Origin of the sequence: Pseudomonas sp. A-R-19, from assembly GCF_019956575.1 — a bacterium.
In the GTDB taxonomy this organism is placed as follows: domain Bacteria; phylum Pseudomonadota; class Gammaproteobacteria; order Pseudomonadales; family Pseudomonadaceae; genus Aquipseudomonas.
Genome location: NZ_JAHBDR010000104.1, coordinates 43955 through 61803 on the forward strand (window position 1 = coordinate 43955; position 17849 = coordinate 61803).

General features: G+C 62.5%; 16 protein-coding genes and 1 pseudogene. 4 read left to right on the forward strand and 13 right to left on the reverse strand.

Annotation, left to right across the window (positions count from 1 at the left end):
- Window positions 1-39: 39 nt before the first annotated feature.
- Genes KGA88_RS28140 through KGA88_RS28160 form a run of 5 tightly spaced genes read right to left on the reverse strand, consistent with a single transcriptional unit; the run spans window position 40 to window position 6132 of the window.
- Entirely contained in the window at window positions 40-972 is a 933-nt protein-coding gene (locus KGA88_RS28140; RefSeq protein WP_110659903.1) for a LysR family transcriptional regulator, read from the reverse strand.
- Window positions 973-1027: 55 nt separating this feature from the next.
- On the reverse strand, window positions 1028-1978 hold the full coding sequence (locus KGA88_RS28145) for an aldo/keto reductase (RefSeq protein WP_223595842.1): 951 nt from the start codon (window positions 1976-1978) through the stop codon (window positions 1028-1030).
- Window positions 1979-2001: 23 nt separating this feature from the next.
- Window positions 2002-3480 carry an efflux transporter outer membrane subunit gene (locus KGA88_RS28150; protein ID WP_223595844.1) on the reverse strand — a complete coding sequence of 493 codons (1479 nt, stop codon included), beginning with the start codon at window positions 3478-3480 and terminating at the stop codon, window positions 2002-2004.
- Between the two features lie 19 nt (window positions 3481-3499).
- On the reverse strand, window positions 3500-4996 hold the full coding sequence (locus KGA88_RS28155; protein ID WP_223595846.1) for a DHA2 family efflux MFS transporter permease subunit: 1497 nt from the start codon (window positions 4994-4996) through the stop codon (window positions 3500-3502).
- Window positions 4996-6132 (reverse strand): HlyD family secretion protein, encoded by a 1137-nt coding sequence (locus KGA88_RS28160; RefSeq protein WP_223595848.1) that lies wholly within the window; start codon window positions 6130-6132, stop codon window positions 4996-4998. The genes KGA88_RS28155 and KGA88_RS28160 overlap by 1 nt, the downstream gene beginning before the upstream one ends.
- Window positions 6133-6391: 259 nt before the next feature.
- Here KGA88_RS28160 and KGA88_RS28165 point away from each other — a divergent pair, with 259 nt between their 5' ends.
- Window positions 6392-7018: a TetR/AcrR family transcriptional regulator gene (locus tag KGA88_RS28165; protein WP_223595850.1), complete on the forward strand. Its 627-nt coding sequence runs from the start codon at window positions 6392-6394 to the stop codon at window positions 7016-7018.
- Window positions 7011-7532 carry a G/U mismatch-specific DNA glycosylase gene (mug, locus tag KGA88_RS28170; protein ID WP_223595852.1) on the forward strand — a complete coding sequence of 174 codons (522 nt, stop codon included), beginning with the start codon at window positions 7011-7013 and terminating at the stop codon, window positions 7530-7532. The genes KGA88_RS28165 and mug overlap by 8 nt, the downstream gene beginning before the upstream one ends.
- A gap of 153 nt (window positions 7533-7685) precedes the next feature.
- Here the strand turns inward: mug and KGA88_RS28175 are convergent, their stop codons facing one another.
- Together KGA88_RS28175 and KGA88_RS28180 are read right to left on the reverse strand one after the other, a co-directional pair.
- On the reverse strand, window positions 7686-8768 hold the full coding sequence (locus tag KGA88_RS28175; protein ID WP_223595854.1) for a sterol desaturase family protein: 1083 nt from the start codon (window positions 8766-8768) through the stop codon (window positions 7686-7688).
- A gap of 77 nt (window positions 8769-8845) precedes the next feature.
- Window positions 8846-9508, reverse strand: a complete 663-nt coding sequence (locus KGA88_RS28180) for a hypothetical protein (RefSeq protein ID WP_223595856.1) — start codon at window positions 9506-9508, stop codon at window positions 8846-8848.
- 151 nt (window positions 9509-9659) lie between these two features.
- On the opposite strand from KGA88_RS28180, the gene KGA88_RS28185 reads away from it, so the two are divergent.
- Together KGA88_RS28185 and KGA88_RS28190 are read left to right on the forward strand one after the other, a co-directional pair.
- Entirely contained in the window at window positions 9660-10031 is a 372-nt protein-coding gene (locus tag KGA88_RS28185) for a DUF3302 domain-containing protein (protein WP_110659894.1), read from the forward strand.
- A 3-nt stretch (window positions 10032-10034) separates the two neighbouring features.
- Window positions 10035-10994 (forward strand): HlyD family secretion protein, encoded by a 960-nt coding sequence (locus tag KGA88_RS28190; RefSeq protein WP_223595864.1) that lies wholly within the window; start codon window positions 10035-10037, stop codon window positions 10992-10994.
- On the opposite strand, the gene KGA88_RS28195 is transcribed toward KGA88_RS28190, so the two are convergent.
- The 6 genes and pseudogenes from KGA88_RS28195 to KGA88_RS28220 all read right to left on the reverse strand — a co-directional run bounded on the left by KGA88_RS28195 (window position 10973) and on the right by KGA88_RS28220 (window position 17826).
- On the reverse strand, window positions 10973-11425 hold the full coding sequence (locus KGA88_RS28195; protein WP_223595866.1) for a hypothetical protein: 453 nt from the start codon (window positions 11423-11425) through the stop codon (window positions 10973-10975). The two genes, KGA88_RS28190 and KGA88_RS28195, sit on opposite strands and share 22 nt — an antisense overlap.
- Window positions 11426-12633: 1208 nt before the next feature.
- Complete coding sequence (locus KGA88_RS28200) at window positions 12634-14112, reverse strand: aldehyde dehydrogenase family protein (protein WP_223596000.1); 1479 nt, start codon at window positions 14110-14112, stop codon at window positions 12634-12636.
- Window positions 14113-14415: 303 nt separating this feature from the next.
- A pseudogene (locus KGA88_RS28205) lies at window positions 14416-14886 on the reverse strand (NTP transferase domain-containing protein); the annotation flags it as partial.
- A gap of 27 nt (window positions 14887-14913) precedes the next feature.
- Window positions 14914-16422, reverse strand: coding sequence for an aldehyde dehydrogenase family protein (locus tag KGA88_RS28210; protein ID WP_223595868.1), 1509 nt, complete (start codon window positions 16420-16422; stop codon window positions 14914-14916).
- The gene (locus KGA88_RS28215) at window positions 16403-17476 is read right to left on the reverse strand and encodes an aminoglycoside phosphotransferase family protein (protein ID WP_110661550.1); all 1074 of its coding nucleotides are present in this window, start codon (window positions 17474-17476) and stop codon (window positions 16403-16405) included. The genes KGA88_RS28210 and KGA88_RS28215 overlap by 20 nt, the downstream gene beginning before the upstream one ends.
- 5 nt (window positions 17477-17481) lie before the next feature.
- On the reverse strand, window positions 17482-17826 hold the full coding sequence (locus tag KGA88_RS28220; RefSeq protein WP_110661547.1) for a cupin domain-containing protein: 345 nt from the start codon (window positions 17824-17826) through the stop codon (window positions 17482-17484).
- Between the last annotated feature and the right edge of the window lie 23 nt (window positions 17827-17849).

Consider the following 17849-nt stretch of genomic DNA (forward strand, 5'->3'; position numbering starts at 1 on the left):
GAGGGTCGACACTCCATGCGTACGGCGCCAACCACATCGCTACACCGATGCACCGACAATTTTTTCATCAGACGCCAGCAACCCGGGAATGGAGTGCTTCAGGAATTCCACCCAGGTTTTTATTTTTGCATCGACGAACTTGCGTGAAGCGTAGATCGCAAACAGGTTCAACTCTTCCAGCCGATACTCCGGCAATACCCGCACCAGCGTCCCCGCCCGCAGGCCTTCGACGGCCGACGCGATCGGCTGGATGCCAATGCCCATTCCGTTCTTGATTGCGAAGGTCATGGCGTCCGCCGTGTTGACGTGGAAGGGCGACACCGGCGTGCTGAACGTTTCTATCCCTTGCGGGCCTTCAAACACCCAGTTCTCCGATGGCATGACCGTGTTGACGATGCGCAGGCAATCATGGCCGTCGAGTTCACCGGGCGAGCCGGGTACCCCGCGTTTTGCCAGGTACGCCGGCGAGGCGCAGAGAATGCTGTAGGTGATACCCAGCCGCTGGGCGACAAAGCCGGAATCGGGCAGGTCTCGCGCCAGCACGATCGACATGTCGTAGCCCTCCTCCAGCAAATCCGGCAGGCGATTGGTCACGGTCAGGTCGAACAACACCGAAGGGTAGGTTTCCCGGTAGCGGGCGATGGCGCCGATCACGTAGTGGTTGCCAATGGCCGACATGGCGTGGATTTTCAGGCGGCCGGCGGGCATGACCTGGGCCGTACCCGCCTCGGCATCGGCTTCGCGCATGTCCTCCAGTATCCGCTCGCAGCGCTGCAAGTAGCGTACGCCGGCTTCGGTCAACGCCAGGCGTCGGGTGGTGCGGTTGATCAGGCGCGTTTGCAGGCGGGCCTCCAGGCTGGAAACGGCTTTGGATACGTTGGTCGTGGTGGTGTCCAACATCGTGGCCGCCGCGGTGAAGCTGCCGCTTTGGGCAACCGCGGCGAAACAGCGCAGGGTCTGCAAAACATCCATCGGTGTCACCTCAAGGGGTAGGCGGTCCTGTGACGGACCGCCCTGATGCCAGGCACTACGGCTTGCGTGGAATGAATCCGGGCACTCCGGTTTCAACCACCGAGTTGAAGCGTATACGGGTTGTGATGTCTTGTTGAATCTCGAGCATGGCCCTGTGCGGCAAGGTCGAGATATCGATGTTTTCGCGGATATGGCTTGGCGTGGCCGAGGTGGTCAGGAATGCCACGCCGCGTTGCACCGACCAGGCCAGCGCCACCTGGGCCGGGGTTTTCTGCAAGCGCCGGGCGATACCGGTGAGCACCGGGTCTTGCAGCACATTCGGCTCCATGCCATGCCCCAGAGGCGCAAACGCCAGCACGATGATCCCGTGTTCCTTGCAGAATTCCAGCAGCTCCCACTCCGGCAGATAAGGGTGGGCCTCGACCTGCACCACGGCCGGTTTTATCCGCGCCTCAGTGACCAGCGCCTTCAACGCTTCCAGGGTGATATCGGACACCCCGATGGACCTCGCCCGCCCCTCATCCACCAACCGTTCGAGCGCGCGCCACGTCTCGATCAATGTCACGCCGTTGTCGTAGATGACGTTGCCCTGCTCGTCCCTCGGGTCCTGGTTGTCACCGGGTTGAAAGGCAAACGGCGTGTGGATCAGGTAGCAGTCGATGTAGTCCACTTGCAGGCGTCGGCAACTGGCTTCGAACGCGGGCTCGACGCGCTCGGGACGGTGGTTGGTGTTCCACAGTTTGGTGGTGATGAACAGGTCCTCGCGGCGGACTTTACCGGCTGCCAGCACGTCCATCAGCGCAACACCCACCTGTTCTTCGTTGCGATAGCGCTCGGCGCAGTCGAAGTGGCGGAAACCGGCAGCCAGCGCTTCCTTCACCGCTTCAGTCGTGGTGGCGAGATCGCGAAACAACGTACCGAATCCAACCGCCGGCATCTCCACCGTCCCATGGTTGAGCGGGAATCGGGTATCGCGCAGCCCGTCGTGAAAAGCTTCATAGGTCATGTCAGTACTCCAGGCCGCAGCCATTATTGATACGAAGGTTTCTGCCCGTCGCCGGAGGCAACGCGTTGCTCGAAGACGCCGACCGAGTTGCCGCCCAGCGCAATGAACAACTGCACGGTGTCGAGGTACTGCGCGGTTTCCACGCGGATCTGCCCCAGCAGCGCCTGCTCAAAGGCACGCTCCGCTTCCAGGACCTGGAGAATGCTGTTCTCGCCTCGCGCGAAGGCTTGCTGGTTCAACTGCAGACTGGTTTGGGCCGCGTGCAATGCGTCGGTCTGGGCCAGGTGTTCCTCGGCGTCATGGTTGATCGCCTGCAAGGTGTCGGCGACCTGGCCGAACGAGCTGATGACCGTCTGTTGGTAACCGGCGAGCGTCGCCTTGTAGCCGTCGACGGCAGCCTGTTGTTCGGCCTTGAGCGTGCCGCCATCGAAGAGCGGCCCGGCCAAGCCCGCAGCAAAACCCCAGAGCGCCGCGCCGCCATTGCCCGAAGCCGCCTGCGCCAGGGACGCCGACAGCGTGACGTGGGGATAGAGATTCGCCGTCGCCACGCCCACCGCCGCGCTGGCCATGTGCAGTTGTGCTTCGGCTTGCAGCACATCCGGGCGATCGTGGGCCATTTCCGAAGGCAGGCTCACCGGCATGTTCGACGGCAGGACAAACTCGCTCAACTCGAAGTCGGGAGCGATCCAGTCCGCCGGCCCCTTCCCCGTCAGGATCGACAGCGCATGCCGGGCGGCATCGCGCTGCTGAGCCAGGGGCGGCAACAGGGTGCGGTCCTGGGCCAGCCGTGTCTCGGCCAGCGACACATCGATCTGCGTGGTGCTGCCATTGCTGCGGGCCATGCGCACCAGCTCAAGATTCCTCGCGTCGTTGGCCAGCAGTTTTTCCACGGCCTGGATCTGCGCATTGGCGGAGGCCACCAGCAACGCCTGGCTGGCGACGTTGCCGGTCAGGGTCAGGTACGCCGCTTCGTAGCGGTGAGTTTGCAGCTCGGTGAACGCCTGCTGCTGTTCAACAAGGCGCTTGTTGCCGCCGAACACATCAAGGTCGAACCCTACCCGCGGCCCGATCGCATAGAAGTTGGCGATCGAGGGTTCCTTGCTGTTGTGCAGCCGTTGCCGACCGGCCACGGCAGCAAAATCGACCTGCGGATACAGCGCACCCTGCGCCGCCGCCACAGAAGAAGCGGCCTGGCGGATCGTCGCATCGGCGGCCAGCAGATCGAGGTTGCCGTCGATGGCGCGACGCACCACGTGGTCGAGTTTCGGCGAGCCAAAGGCAGCCCACCAGTTGCCACGGACCTTCTTGCCGAGGTCAATGCGTGGGTTATTACCGTCAGCTAGACGCTGCTCGGCTTGCCGGTCATAGTGCTGCGACGCACTCGCCGCCGGGGCCCGGTAATCGGGGCCAACGGTGCAGGCGGTGAGGCATGCAAGCAGCGACAATCCCATGAATTTGGTTTGCAGCAGATAGCGGTTGAGGACCAGCGCATATGCATTCATTTGGCAAACTCCACGAAAACTAATTGGCCGCAACGGGCTTGCGAAGAAACAGCACCAGCGGGCTCACCACCAGCATCACCACCAGCAAAATCTTGAACTGGTCGACGACCGCGATGAACGCGGCCTGGCCGGTGATCATTTCGTTGAGCCCTTCCAGCGCCTGCAGCGGCGCCGAGGTCAGCGACTGCGTGGCGGCGCGGTACGGCGTCAGGTTGCTGACCAGCGCCATGTGCATCGCCTGGGTGTTGTTAAAGAAAAACAGCTGCACGATCGCCACCCCCAGCGTGCTGCCATAGACCCGGGCCAGATTGAACAGCCCGGTACCTTCAGGGCGCAGCGCCGGGTCGAGCGTACTGAACGCGACTTTGCTCACCGCCGGCATCAGGATGCCCAGGCCCGCGCCTTGGATCGCACCGGCCACAGCCACGGGCCACTCGTCCATCAGCGGTGAATAACCGAGCATCATCCAGTTGGCATAAATCACGATGGCGACACCGGCCGCGACGAAGAAGCGCCGGTCGAAGCGCTCGGGCAACCGCCCCATCAGCAGGAAGGCGCCGACCAGGCCGATGCCACGAGGGATCGTCAAGGCGCCGGTGGTGTCAGGCGGATAGCCGAGGATCTCGTCGAGCATCGGCGAGGTCAGGGCCATGGTCGACAACAGCACGAAACCGAGGGCGAAAAAGATCACCGTCGACAACACGAAGTTGCGGTCCTTGAGCAGGCGCTTGTTGAGGAAATGCACCTTCGAGGTCAGCACATGCACCACGAACAGGTAGATCCCCAGCGCCGACGCCATGGCTTCGATCCAGATCTCCGGCGAGGCGAACCAGTCCAGTCGCTCACCCCGGTCGAGCAGCATTTGCAGGCTGATCAGGCCGAGGGTGAAGGTGCCGAAACCGAAGAAATCAAACGCCGGCGGTTTCTCGGCTTTCTTCTCGGTCAACAACAGCGCCATCACCAGGAAGATGAACGCCGACAGCGGCACGCTGAGGTAGAACATCGGCCGCCAGCCAAAGTGCTCGGCGATCCAGCCACCGATGCTCGGGCCGCTGACGATGCCGAACAGCACGATGGCGGTCCAGCTCGCGCCAAAGGTTGCACGCTTTTGCACCGGCAAGGTTTCCATCGCGATCGCCATCGACAGCGGCGCCAGTACGCCACTGGCGAGGCCTTGAACGATGCGCGCGCCGACGAACTCCAGCGATGTCGTCGCTGCCGTGCCAAGCAACAAGCCCAGCACGAACAACGCCAGCGCCGCCTGATACACCCGCTTCAGGCCAAAGCGTGCGGCCAGCCACTGCGCGATTGGCATGCTGATTGCGCTGGCGGCCAGGTACGCGGTGAAAATCCACCCCGCCTGATCGTCGCTCATCGACAGGCTGCCCTGAATCAACCTGAGTGCCGAGTTCGGCAACGGCAGGTTGGCCGACTGCATATAGGTCGCCAGCAAGGCGGCGAACCTGAGCGAGCGCGCACCCTCCCCACCGGGACTTACCACGGATTGAGTGTTCATCAGGAGTTACCTGCGGTCAGCAACGCCTTGAGCGGGTGCCACCAGGGGCTTTGAAACTGGGTGTCGATCCGCACCGTGGCGCTGGTCCCGGAGAACAGCGGCAGCGCCGGGTCCTCTTCGTCGAGCTCAAGCCGTACCGGCACCCGCTGCGTGACCTTGACCCAGTTGCCGGTCGCATTTTCCGGCGGCAGCAAGGCGAAATCCGAGCCGGCCCCCGGGCTCATGCTGGTGACGTGGGCCTTGAACACGCGATCCGGGTAGGTATCGATGCGGATGGTGGCTTCCTGACCCGGGCGCATGTGGGCCACGTCGGTCTCGCGGAAGTTGGCCTCGATCCAGATCTCGTGACCGGACAACAGGGCAAAGGCCGGCGCACCACTGTTCAAGTGGTTGCCCACCTGCAGATCTTCGACCTTGGCCACGATGCCGTCCTGCGGCGCATACACCGTGGTGTACGAGAGGTACAGTTGCGCCTCGTCGAGTTGCGCCCTGGCTTCGCGTACCGTCGGGTGACTGTCGGCGTCGATGTTTGGATTGCCGTTCAAGGCCACCACGGTGCTGGCGATCTGTTGCTCGATGGACGCGATCCGTTGCCGCGCCACTTTCACGTCGGTGTCGGCCCGTTCGTAAATCGATTTCGAGACGAACTCGGAGGCGACCAGGGCTTTCTTGCGGGCAAAGTCCTTCTGGTCGAAGTCGGCCGACTCTTTTGCCGATTGCAGTTCCGCCTGTTGCTGGCGATAGCTGGCCTTGAGCCCGTCGATGCGCAGCCGCGCCACGCTGAGCTGCGCCTGGGCACGCTCGACGGCGATCTGGAAGGGTTGCGGGTCGATCCGGAACAGCACCTGGCCCTTGTGCACCTGCTGGTTGTCCTCGACGGCGATTTCCACCACTTGCCCGGAAATCCGCGCATTGATCGAGGCCTTCGCCACCCGGGCGTAAGCGTTATCGGTCGAAACATACGCCTGCCCCGACACGTGGTGGGCATAACCCAGCGCCGCGAAGAGGATGGGAACACCGACCATCAGCCAGGGGCGCAAGCGCTGTTTCAGCGGTTTTCCGGTGGGTGCGCCGACCGGGTTGGGGCCAGGCTGCTCGAAGGTCTGTGAAGCCGGGATATCGAACTGTTTGGTCATGATCGAGTTCACCTTTAGCCGGGTAATCGGGCCGGCATCGGCAACAAGCGCCAGCGGCCCGAATGAGAATGCATGCAGTAAGGAAGCAAGCCCGTGCGCGGTCGGGAGGATCGCTCCCAGCGCGTCGGTTTCGTCGCCGCAACACTCAGTTCGCGCTCGGCTACAACAAACCCTGATCAAGGAATTTCTGATTCCTTAATTTTGTGCGATGGTGTAAGAATATCCCTCGACCCAGCTCTCCACAAGGATTTTGTACAACATGGCACAAAATAAATCGACAGAGGGCAAAGGCCGTGGCCGCCCTCGGGCGTACGACCCGCAGACAGCGTTGCAGCAGGCACTCGGGGTGTTCTGGAACACCGGCTATTCCGGCGCGTCGCTCGACAGCATCGCCACCGCCGCCGGCATGAATCGCCCCAGCCTCTATGCGGCATTCGGCGACAAGCACGCGCTCTACATCAAAGCGCTGGAGCAGTATTGGGAATTCGCCGCGGCGGCCATGCACGAGGCACTGACGGACCTCGAGCTGCCGTTGGCCGAAGCCTTGCAGCGTTTCTACGAGGGGCAGTTGTCGATTTACTTCTCGGGCGACGGCCAGCCCCGGGGTTGCTTCGCCATCGGCACGGCCACCACCGAGGCCGTCGAGGACCCGCAGATTCGTGAAGTGCTGTCCGACCGCTTGAGCCGGCTGGATGCCGATCTGGAGGTTCGCCTACAAGCGGCCAAAGAGGCTGGCCAGCTCAAAGGCGACGCAGACCCAGCGGCCCTTGCCGTGCTTGCCTCGTCGCTGCTGCACAGCATTTCCATACGTGCGCGGGCCGGTAAATCCCGAGCCGAACTGACGGCGCTGGCGCGCAATGCAGTCAGAGTGATCTGCGGTGAGTGAAAAACTCGAGGATATTCTTGCCGGGGAATTGGCCGTGATCTTCTGCGGGATCAACCCCGGAATGACTGCCGCCGCCCAGGGGCACCATTTTGCCGGGCGCGGCAATCGTTTCTGGCGCACGCTGCACCTGGCCGGTTTTACCCCGGAGCTTGTGCAACCGGAAAACGATCGGACTCTCTTGAACTATCGATGCGGATTGACTGCGGTGGTCGAACGGCCGACAGCCAGTGCCGATCAGTTGTCCTTGCACGAGTTCAGCGCCGCCGCAGCGGGCTTCGAACAGAAAATCGCCCGCCATGCGCCGCGTTTCGTGGCGTTTCTGGGCAAGGCGGCGTATTGCGCGCTGTCCGGTCAGCGCAACATTGCCTGGGGCCTGCAAAGCAACAACTTCGGCAATGCCTCGGTCTGGGTATTGCCCAACCCCAGCGGCAGAAATCGCGGGTTCAGCCTTGAGCAACTGATAACGGCCTACCGTGAACTGCGGCTGGCGGTCGACGGCAATCGGCCGGCGTGATCACGTCGGCGGAATCGTCGCCAGCACACCGATAAAAATGGTCAACAGCAGAAAACCGCCGAGAAAAATCGTCATCTTGGCCATGTGGCCTCCCACGCAATGAATTGGCGGTACAGCGGGCGCCATGAGTTGCCCGAACTGCGTACCGTAGATTTATTGTCGGCCGATGGCTGTTTTCGTTACAGAGGCAGATTGCGCTGAAAAATACGGATCAGATTCCCTTTCAGGCTGTGTATTCGGGCCTTTTGCAGAGCGAAGTTTGTGCGCGGTGTCCACAAATGGCGTGACGATCAAACCCCACAGCGTCAGGTATCGCTCGTGATCCTGCTCCCCGGTGCCGTAATGGATGACTTCGGGTGTGGACCGGGTGACGTACAGCGTGCCGAACATCCAGTCCCACAGTGACAGATTGATGCCGAAGTTCTTGTTGAAGTGTCGCGGCGCATCGCTGTGATGAATCTGGTGTTGCGCCGGGCTGCTCAGCACCCGCTCAAGCACCGGCCCGAAGGACAGCCACACATGGCTGTGACGCAGGTTGGCCGCCAGGCTATTGAAGATGAACACCATGTAGGTCACGCCAAATAGCGTATAGCGGCTGATCTCCCCGCCACAGGCGTACCAGAAGACACCGGCAAAGGCGCCGATACAGATGATGTCCGTGAGCTTTTCCACCACATCTTCCAGAAAGTGCACCCGGCTGGCCGTCGCCGGCACCAGCACGGGCGCCGAATGATGGACTTTGTGGAAGGCCCACAGGTACCGCGAATGAAAGGCGCGATGGCCCCAGTAATGGCTGAAATCCTTGACCAGGAATACCCCGAGCCCATAGAGAAAGGTCAGCCCCAGGTTCTCCTGCACTTGCGTACGCGCGCCCCACAGGTTGCTGAAGAACGCGATGTAGTCCGCTGAACGCAAGACATACGGATCGACCAGGCCGACGATCGGCAGCACCAGGGCGACCTTGAGAATGGCGATCACGAAGTAATAGCGGTAGTCGAGCAGCGCCGAGCGGTGCAGGTAGACCCGGCGGCCACCGATGAACTGTGCGAACGAGCGCGCGTCGGTCAAGCCCCGGGATTTGCGGTACCGGAACAGGCAATAAGCGACGCTGTAAGACATGCAGAGAAAGGATAGCCCGAGTCGGCCGTTGAAGTCGAAAATGCCCAGGAACTGCCGGGTGACCGGCTCGATCACCCACTGGGATAAATAAAGATGGATTGCGGCGAGAACATCCATACCGGGCTGCCCAACGTAAATGGAAGGGCAATTGTAAATGAGAACGAGTCTTTAATGTGTTGATTTATGACCGAGTGTCAGCCACCCAGCGCAATGATCGCAAGGATCAGCACGGCCCCCGTGGTGGCCATGATCACCCCACCCTGCCACTGCGTGGCGCCCGCGTATCGGGCGAGCAGCCAGCCGGCGATGAACAGCACCACGAGGCCGACCAGGTTGGACAGGCGGATGGCGAGTGCCGTCTGGTCGAGCAGTATGAACGGCACCACCAGCGGAAAGGTCGAGCACACCACCAACAGGAAAACACCCAGGGCGCCCCTGAAGTCGTTCCAGCCCAGGCCGGCCCTGATCGGCAAGGGCGGCTGCTCGAGCAGCCGCCGGCGCAACAGCTCCAGGCCTTCGCTGCCGGCCGCCGTCGCGAACTGCAACGGCAATACTTGTGCAATGAGCGCCTGACCGGCCGCGGCGTCCGTGCCATTGCGCAGGGCAAGGTACAACTTGATCCTGCGCGTGCGCTCGACCAGTGCGCGCAACAGGTACATGACCGCATCGGCCAGTCCCCAGGCGAGATTGCAACCGAGCGCGGCGATCATCATCGTGCGTTCGGCGGCCTGGTCTGCCGTGGCCACGCTGATGGTGCCGGTGAACGTCATGGCCATCAGCAGGCCGAAGATCACCTCGGTAATGCGCTCGACAGGATCCAGTACAGGCGCCCTCTCGAATTGATCATTGCCTGTCATGAATTCACCTCCCCCGGGTCTGCCCGCACGATACCGGCCGACGCGTCGGCCAGGCACCGGTTGCCCGGACTGGCGATGCGCTTCCCCGTCAAGTGTAGATTGAACGGCTACACTCATGCGCACACGTTACCTGCTTCTAGAGGAGCGATTCATGCTTGATTACTTCGCACTGGGCCTGCTGATCTTTGTCGGGCTCGTCCTGTTCTACGGGGTCATCCTGCTCCACGACATCCCCTATGAAATTGCCGTCCACCGCAACCACCCCCACCAGGATGCGATCCACGCGACCGGGTGGGTCAGCCTGTTCACCCTGCACGCGCTCTGGCCGTTCCTGTGGATCTGGGCGATGGCCTACCGAGAGGACCGGGGCTGGGGGTTCAGTGACGGGCATTCACCCAAGAGCCATGTGGTTCACCTCGAACAACAGGTCGCCGAACTGCAAGGCCGGATCGAGCGCCTCGAAGCGACGGCGGGCACGGCACCGGGCAGGCTGCCAACGGACAATCTCGGCGAGGGCCTTTGAGCCATGGATCTATTACTCATACTGACGTATGCGGCACTCTGCGTTGCCATCTTCAAGATCTTCCGCATCCCCCTGAACAAATGGACGGTGCCCACGGCGGTGCTGGGCGGAATCCTGATCATCGGTGCGCTGATTTTCACCATGAACTACAACCATCCCTACTCCGAGGTGGCGCGTTCCTATTTCGTCTCGGTCCCGGTGATCCCCGTGGTCAGTGGCCAGGTGATCGACGTGCCGGTGAAGACCAACGAGCCCCTGGAAAAAGGCGATGTACTGTTTCGCATCGACCCCGCGCCTTTCGAGTACCGGGTCAAATCCCTCAAGGCACAGCTGATTGCCGCCCAGGCCGATCGCGCGCGGATCACCGAGTTGATCAAGCGTAATTTCAGTACCCAACGGGAACTGGATATGGTGGTCGCTCGCAGCGATGACCTGACTGCCCAACTGGGCAACGCGCAATACGAACTCGACAACACCACGGTGCGTGCGCCGAGCAAGGGCTTCGTCACCCACGTTTCGCTGCGTCCGGGCATGATGGCGACCAAATTGCCGCTGCGCCCGTCAATGGTGTTCATTCCTGCCGAAGGGCATTACTTCTCGGCATGGATGCGGCAGAACAGCCTGTTGCGCCTGACCGAAGGCGACGAGGCCGAAGTCGCGTTTGACGGCATTCCCGGGAAGGTGTTTGAAGGCAAGGTGAAAACCGTGGTGTCGGTCATCGCCGAAGGCCAGATTCAACCGTCGGGCACATTGATCGGCTTCACCGGCTCACCGCCGGCCGGCCGGGTGCCGGTGATCATTGAAATCACCGATCCCGACTATGCCCAGTACGCCGGCCAGATGCCGGGCGGGGCCTACGGCCAGGCGGCGCTGTACAGCCAGCATTTCCATCACATCGCGATGATGCGCAAGATCCTCCTGCGCATGGCCGCCTGGATGAACTACATCTTTCCGTTCCACTGATACGGCAGCGTCGGCAACTGACTCAATCCTTGAATTGGGTCAGTTGCCGGTTCAGCGAACCGGCCTGATGCCGCATCGCAGCTCCTACAAGGGACCGCGTCCTGGTCGAAACACGCAATACCCGTAAGAGCTGGCTTGCTGGCGATGGACTCCAGTGCGCCGCGTTTATCCGGTTTATACGCGTTATCGTTGACGACCATCGCTGGCAAGCCAGCTCCTACCAGGGACCGCGTACCGGTCGAGACACGCAATACCTGTAGGAGCCGGCTTGCCGGCGATGTACTCCAGTACGCCGCGTTTATCCGGTTTACCATCGCTGGCAAGCTGTACTTGGGCGAAAAGAGGAAGTCCTCACCGCTCATGTCACGACCGTCGCAGGTGACGAAGTCCTTGTACTTGCCGTCGGTCACGGAGGCACCGGCGTTGAACACGTCAAAAAGCTCGGTTTTCGAGTTCTTTTTCGGAGTTCAGAGAACGTGGGGCAAACAGAAGACAGCAACTTTACGGTGCAAGCTAGCGGGCAGAGGCAGGGGGAATTTTCGAATGTGGCGTCGAGGGGTTTTGCGGCGCTAGAGAATCCAGTTCAGCAGCAGGTGCGAGGCAATCCACGGAGACGCCTGGGCCACCGCCCATGCCAGCAGTGCGCATACGAGCAGGTAACCTGCAACGAACTTGAACATCGCGCGATCTTCCATGCCACCCTCCCGACTTTACAGCCATGCAGGGCGCTCATTGCGAATGCGTCACCATTACGACACCCGCTTCGCCCGTAAAGACTTCGAGTGTCAGAATGGTTTTCAGTTCCATTGGCGCACAAATCAGGAAAAAATTGGTTCTTCACGCAATCCCGGGAAACCGTAGGAGCCGGCTTGCTGGCGATGGACTCCAGTGCGCCGCGTTTATCCAGTTCGTACGCGTCATCGTTAACGACCATCGCTGGCAAGCCAGCTCCTACAGGAGACCGCGTCCTAGCCGAAATAATGTCAACGCCAAACCGTAGGAGCCGGCTTGCTGGCGATGGACTCCAGTGCGCCGCGTTTATCCAGTTCGTACGAGGGGGACCGCGTCCGAGTCGAAATGATGTGAACACCAAACCGTAGGAGCCGGCTTGCTGGCGATGGACTCCAGTGCGCCGCGTTTATCCAGTTCGTACGCGTCATCGTTAACGACCATCGCTGGCAAGACAGCGCCTACAAGGGACCGCGTCCGAGTCGAAATGATGTGAACACCAAACCGTAGGAGCCGGCTTGCTGGCGATGGACTCCAGTGCGCCGCGTTTATCCAGTTCGTACGAGGGGGACCGCGTCCGAGTCGAAATGATGTGAACACCAAACTGTAGGAGCCGGCTTGCTGGCGATGGGGCTCTAGTGCGCTGCGTTTATCCAGTTTGTACGCGTCATCGTTAACGACCATCGCTGGCAAGCCAGCTCCTACAAGGGACCGCGTCCTAGCCGAAATAATGTCAACGCCAAACTGTAGGAGCCGGCTTGCTGGCGATGGGCTCTAGTGCGCCGCGTTTATCCAGTTTGTACGCGTCATCGTTAACCACCATCGCTGGCAAGCCAGCGCCTACAAGGGACCGCGTCCACGCTGAAAATAGAGTGACGCCCCCCTGTTTCGAGGTCGGCCGGTTTGGCGCTCACTTCAGATACCACCCCCAAGGTTCGCCGTTGTAGCGGGTGATCTGCTTGGTTTCCAGGTAGTTGTTGTAGCCCCACTCGCCCAGCTCACGACCGATCCCGCTCTGCTTGTAGCCGCCCCACGGCGCTTCGACGAAGGTCGGCTGCGAGCAGTTGACCCAGACAATGCCGGCGCGAAAGCCGCGAGCGACCCGTTCGCAGCGCGGGATATCCCGGGACATGACCGCCGCCGCCAGGCCGAACGGTGAGTCATTGGCCTGGTGCAGCGCTTCGGCTTCCGTGTCGAAGGCGCGCAGGCACACGACCGGTCCGAAAATCTCCTCACGCCACAAAGCGCTGTCTTCGGGAACATCGGCGAAAATCGCCGGCGTCAGGTAATAACCCTTTTCCAGATAACCCGGCCGCACACCGCCCGAAACCAGTCGCGCACCCTCGGCCTGGCCGGCGGCAATGGCCGCCAGCACCTTGTCCAGTTGCCCCTGGCTGACCAGCGGCCCGAGTTTCACACCCGTGTCGAAACCCTGGCCAATCCGGATCTGCTCGGTCGCGACAATCAGGCGTTCCAGCAGCGCCGGGTACAACCCGCGTTCCACCAGCACCCGCGAAGTGGCTGAACAGACCTGGCCCTGGTTCCAGAAGATGCCGAACAGAATCCATTCCACCGCCGCCTCAAGATCACTGTCGGCAAAGATCACGAAGGGCGATTTGCCGCCCAGTTCCAGGCTGATATTTTTAATCTCGCTGGCGGCGGCCTGCATGATCTTGCGCCCGGTCGGCACGCTGCCGGTGAAGGCGATCTTGTCGACATCCGGGTGTTCGGCCAGCGGCGCTCCCGCCTCGCGACCCAAGCCCGTGACCACATTCAGCACCCCGGCCGGCAGCCCTGCCCTGTCAGCAATGCCGGCCAGTTCGAGGGCTGTCAGCGGCGTCAGTTCGGAGGGCTTGAGCACAACGGTGCAACCGGCCGCGAGTGCCGGGGCAACTTTCCACGAGGCCATCAGCATCGGGAAATTCCACGGGATGATCGCGGCGACCACACCCACCGGTTCCTTGATCACCGATGAGGTGAACCGCGCATCCGGCACCTCGATCGACCGTTCACTGTGTTGATCCGACTGCTCGGCAAGCCCCGCATAGAAGTCGAAGCACCCGGCAGTATCGGCGATGTCCCAAAGCGCTTCCGGCAGCGGCTTGCCGTTGTCGCGCACTTCGATGGCGGCCAGTTCGTCCTGACGGACACGAATACCCTCGGCGATCTTTCTCAGCACCTGTGCCCGTCGCGCGCCGGACCAACGGGGCCAGTCACCCTCGTCAAACGCCCTGCGCGCCGCGGCCACGGCCAGGTCGATGTCCTCGGCTGTCGCCGAGGCAACCCGCGCCAGCACCGTCTCGTCACTCGGATCGAGCGTGTCGAAAACACCGCGTTGAACCGGGCTGACCCACTCCCCGCCGATGTACAACCGTTGGTAGTCACCCAAGGGACACTCCTTGATCCTGCGCTGCCGACGCTGCTGGTACAGCTGTTCGGCGGCCTGCAATTGCTCGCGGTCATTGACCCCGAGCACGTCGGCTTCCTCCACTTCCACGGCAGTCACGGTCAGCCCCGCCTCGTTGGCCACCGCCACCGCATCGGTGAGGTAGTACTCGCCCTGGACGTTGCGGTTGCCGATGCGATCGAGCAACCACAGGCAGGTGTCGGCGCGCAGGCCCATGACGCCGCCGTTGCAGAAGTTGATGTCCAGCTCCTGCGGGCTGGCGTCCTTGGCTTCGCGGATGGCCAGTAAACGCCCCCGCTCCACCAGCAGGCGCCCGTAAGGGCCCGGATGCTGTGTGTGGAATCCCGCCACCGCCACCGCTGCGCCGTCGATCAGTGCCCGACGCAAACGGTTCAAGGTCTGCGCGGTGATCAACGGCGAATCGCCGAACAGCACCAGCACACAACCCTGCTCGTGAGCCTCCAGTGCCGGCCGTGCCGCCAGCAACGCATGGGCCGTGCCCAGTTGCTCGTGCTGGGTAAACACCCGTGCCGTCGGTGCAACCTGATCCAGGTACTCGGCCACCAGATGGCCGCCGGCACCCAACACCACCGCTCGCTGCTCGATGCCCGCCGCCTCCACCGCCGCCAGCACATGGCCGAGCAGCGGCCGGCTGCCCACCGGGTGCAAGACCTTGGGCAACGGCGAACGCATGCGCGTGCCCTGCCCGGCCGCCAGAATCACCGCCAGCGTCGGCCAGTCAATGTTGTCGCTCATCGCGATCCTCCTGTGTGCATCCCGGCTTCAGGCCGGATCGCGATAGAAAACGTCGTCGGCATACGGATACCACCAGTCCTGGATTTTCGGCTGGTGGTCGATGATGACCATTTTCGAGCGGCGAAACGCTTCCAGCCCCTGACGCCCGAGCTCGCGCCCAAGGCCGGACATTTTCCAGCCACCGAACGGCAACGCATCGTTGTCGATCAGCGGATTGTTGACCCAGACCATCCCCGCTTCCAGACGCTCGGCAGCCTCCATGGCTTCGGCCAGATCGGTGGAAAACAGCGAGGCGCCAAGGCCGAACGGCGAGTCATTGGCCAACCGCACCGCCTCGTCGAAATCGCTGACACGGCAGATCGCCGCCACCGGGCCGAAGCACTCTTCCTGAAGAATCGCCATGTCGCCGGTCACGCCGGTGAGGATGGTCGGTTCATAGAACCAGCCGACGTTGTGCCCGGGTGGAATCCGTCCGCCACACACCACTTTCGCGCCCTTGGCCACGGCGTCGTCGACCAGGCGCATGACCTTGTTGCGCGCCGCCTCGCTGACCATCGGCCCGATCTCCGAGCGCTCCAGGCCATGACCGATGCGCAAGGCACGGGCACGCTCGGCGAACCTGGCGACAAATTCGTCATGGACCTCGTCGACGACATAGAAGCGCTCGGCCGACGTGCAGATCTGCCCGCTGAGGTGGAACGCAGCCGTCACCGCACCCGCCGCCGCGACATCCAGCGGTGCGTGCCTGGAGATGATCAGCGGATCGCTGCCACCAGCCTCGATCACACAAGGTTTCATCCGTTCGGCGCAGGCCACGGCCACGGCTTTACCCGCCGCGACACTGCCGGTGAAGGCCACCGCGTGAGTCTGCGCCGACTGCACCAGCAACTGCGCGGTGACTGCATCGCCCGGCACACAGGACACCAGCCCCGGCAACAGCGCGGTGAAATGCTCCATGAACTTGAGGGTGCACAGGGTCGTGGCTTCCGCCGGCTTGATGATGCAGGCATTGCCCGCCGCCAGCGACGCGGCGACCGTCCAGCACATCAGCAGGATCGGAAAGTTGAACGGCATGATGTGCACGCTGACGCCATAGGGCTCGTAGCGCACATGCTGGAAGGAACCGATCTGCGTGGTGCCGGCGACCTTGCCGGCATCGTCCCGGGCCATTTCCGCGTAGTAGCGAAAGATCGGCGCACAGTTGGCCAACTCGCCCATGGCCTCGGGAAACGGCTTGCCCATTTCCAGGGTCATCAGGCGCGCCACTTCACGGTTGCAGGCAAGGTTCTGTTCGATGGCATTGGCCAGTTGATGCAGGCGCGCGGCGCGGCTTTTGGCATCCACTACGCGCCATTGTTTTTGCGCGGCGGTGGCGGCGTCGATGGCAGCTTGCACATCGGTATCGTCACACACGCCGACTTGCCCGACCGCTTGCAGGGTCGCCGGGTCGAGCACCTCGCGCACGCGGCCATCGGTCAGCGGCAGGAACTCGGAATTGATGAAGCGCAATGCAATGTCAGTGTTGAACGTGGCCATGGGATGATCCTTGAACCAATCGATAAGGGGTTTCACGCAATGTCGCCAGGGTCTCGGCGGGCAGTTCCGCACGCCAGCCCGGCACGTGCCGGTCAAGCCACTGGCGCAGCGGCGCAAAGGCCTCGGCGTCCAGGGCGCGGATAAACAGACCGAGGGTGCGCGGCAAGTGCGCCAGGTAACCGTGCTTGCCGTCCCGGCCGGCCAGGCGCACGAAAATCCCCAGCACCTTGGCGTGACGCTGGGCAGCCAGGCGCCGGTAATCTTCGAGAAAACCCGGCGCATCCAGCTCCGGGCGCTGCAACAGGTAATGGCTGATCAGGGCCACCCGCAGCGCCTCCGGCACATCACGACGGGCGTCTTCGAGCAGTGACATCAAGTCATAGGCCGCCGCCCCGGCCAGCGCGTCCTGGAAATCCAGCAAGCCACAGGCCGCGACGCCTTCGCGGCCTTGCAGCAGCATCAGGTTGTCGACGTGGAAGTCGCGCAGCACCAGGGCTTCGCGGCGCTGTGCGACGTCGCGGCAAGCGTCGGCGAACAGCGCCAGATACTCATCGCGCAGGGCCAGTGCCGCCTCTTCGCCGATCAACAGCGGCACGTACCAATCAATAAAGAGCGCGTACTCGGCCGCCAGTCGCTGCTCGTCGTAAGGCGCCAGCTCCGCGGCGGGCGCTGCGCGATGCAACGCCACCAGCGTATCGACCGCCAGGTGATACAACGCCGACTCCGAATGCCCGGCCAGCAGCAGCCGGGTGTAGGTGTCGTGACCAAAATCCTCGATCAGCGCCAGCCCCGCCACCTCGTCCACTTCCAGCAAGGCCGGCGCGGACAGGCCCAGCCTCTGCAACTGCCGGGCGATCCGCACGAACGGGCCGATGGGTTCGCTGTGTGGCGGCGAATCCATCAGCAACAGGCCGGCGCCGTCCAGGCGGAAATAACGCCGGGTCGAAGCATCCGCCGGCAAGGCGACCAGCAAGGCCCCGGCAAAACCGGCGCGAGCCAGGAAGGCGGCGCGCTGGTCCTCACGGGTTGGCAATTGCGCCAGTGCATCTGTCATGGCAGTCACCGGATCATGTAGACCTTTTTCACGGTCTCGTGGACGGTACACACGCCTTTCCAGTCCTTGCGGAAGAAGGCGGCGGTGTCTGGCTTGATCTCGATCACTTCGCCGGACTCGTGGACGTAAGTGCAGCGACCTTCGAGGAAGTGGCAGAACTCGTCGCTGGTGACATGGCAGAACCACTTGCCGGGGGTGCAGATCCAGATGCCGCATTCGGACTGGCCTTCGGGGCCTTTGTGCAGCACCACGCCGGAAACACGGGATTCACCTTCAAGCATGGTCGGGATCACGCCCCAATCCTTGACGTCGGTGATGCTCAGCGGGTCGTACAGAAACGGGGTAGTCATTTATTTTCTCCAGTAAATTGTCA

Bases quoted from the DNA above. Each gene is read 5' to 3' on its own strand.
- KGA88_RS28215 (WP_110661550.1), bottom strand. From the start codon at position 17,476: ATGACAGATGCACTGGCGCAATTGCCAACCCGTGAGGACCAGCGCGCC.
- KGA88_RS28210 (WP_223595868.1), bottom strand. From the start codon at position 16,422: ATGGCCACGTTCAACACTGACATTGCATTGCGCTTCATCAATTCCGAG.
- KGA88_RS28220 (WP_110661547.1), bottom strand. From the start codon at position 17,826: ATGACTACCCCGTTTCTGTACGACCCGCTGAGCATCACCGACGTCAAG.
- KGA88_RS28150 (WP_223595844.1), bottom strand. From the start codon at position 3,480: ATGAATGCATATGCGCTGGTCCTCAACCGCTATCTGCTGCAAACCAAA.
- KGA88_RS28165 (WP_223595850.1), top strand. From the start codon at position 6,392: ATGGCACAAAATAAATCGACAGAGGGCAAAGGCCGTGGCCGCCCTCGG.
- KGA88_RS28190 (WP_223595864.1), top strand. From the start codon at position 10,035: ATGGATCTATTACTCATACTGACGTATGCGGCACTCTGCGTTGCCATC.
- KGA88_RS28145 (WP_223595842.1), bottom strand. From the start codon at position 1,978: ATGACCTATGAAGCTTTTCACGACGGGCTGCGCGATACCCGATTCCCG.
- KGA88_RS28185 (WP_110659894.1), top strand. From the start codon at position 9,660: ATGCTTGATTACTTCGCACTGGGCCTGCTGATCTTTGTCGGGCTCGTC.
- KGA88_RS28160 (WP_223595848.1), bottom strand. From the start codon at position 6,132: ATGACCAAACAGTTCGATATCCCGGCTTCACAGACCTTCGAGCAGCCT.
- KGA88_RS28140 (WP_110659903.1), bottom strand. From the start codon at position 972: ATGGATGTTTTGCAGACCCTGCGCTGTTTCGCCGCGGTTGCCCAAAGC.
- KGA88_RS28180 (WP_223595856.1), bottom strand. From the start codon at position 9,508: ATGACAGGCAATGATCAATTCGAGAGGGCGCCTGTACTGGATCCTGTC.
- KGA88_RS28175 (WP_223595854.1), bottom strand. From the start codon at position 8,768: ATGGATGTTCTCGCCGCAATCCATCTTTATTTATCCCAGTGGGTGATC.
- KGA88_RS28155 (WP_223595846.1), bottom strand. From the start codon at position 4,996: ATGAACACTCAATCCGTGGTAAGTCCCGGTGGGGAGGGTGCGCGCTCG.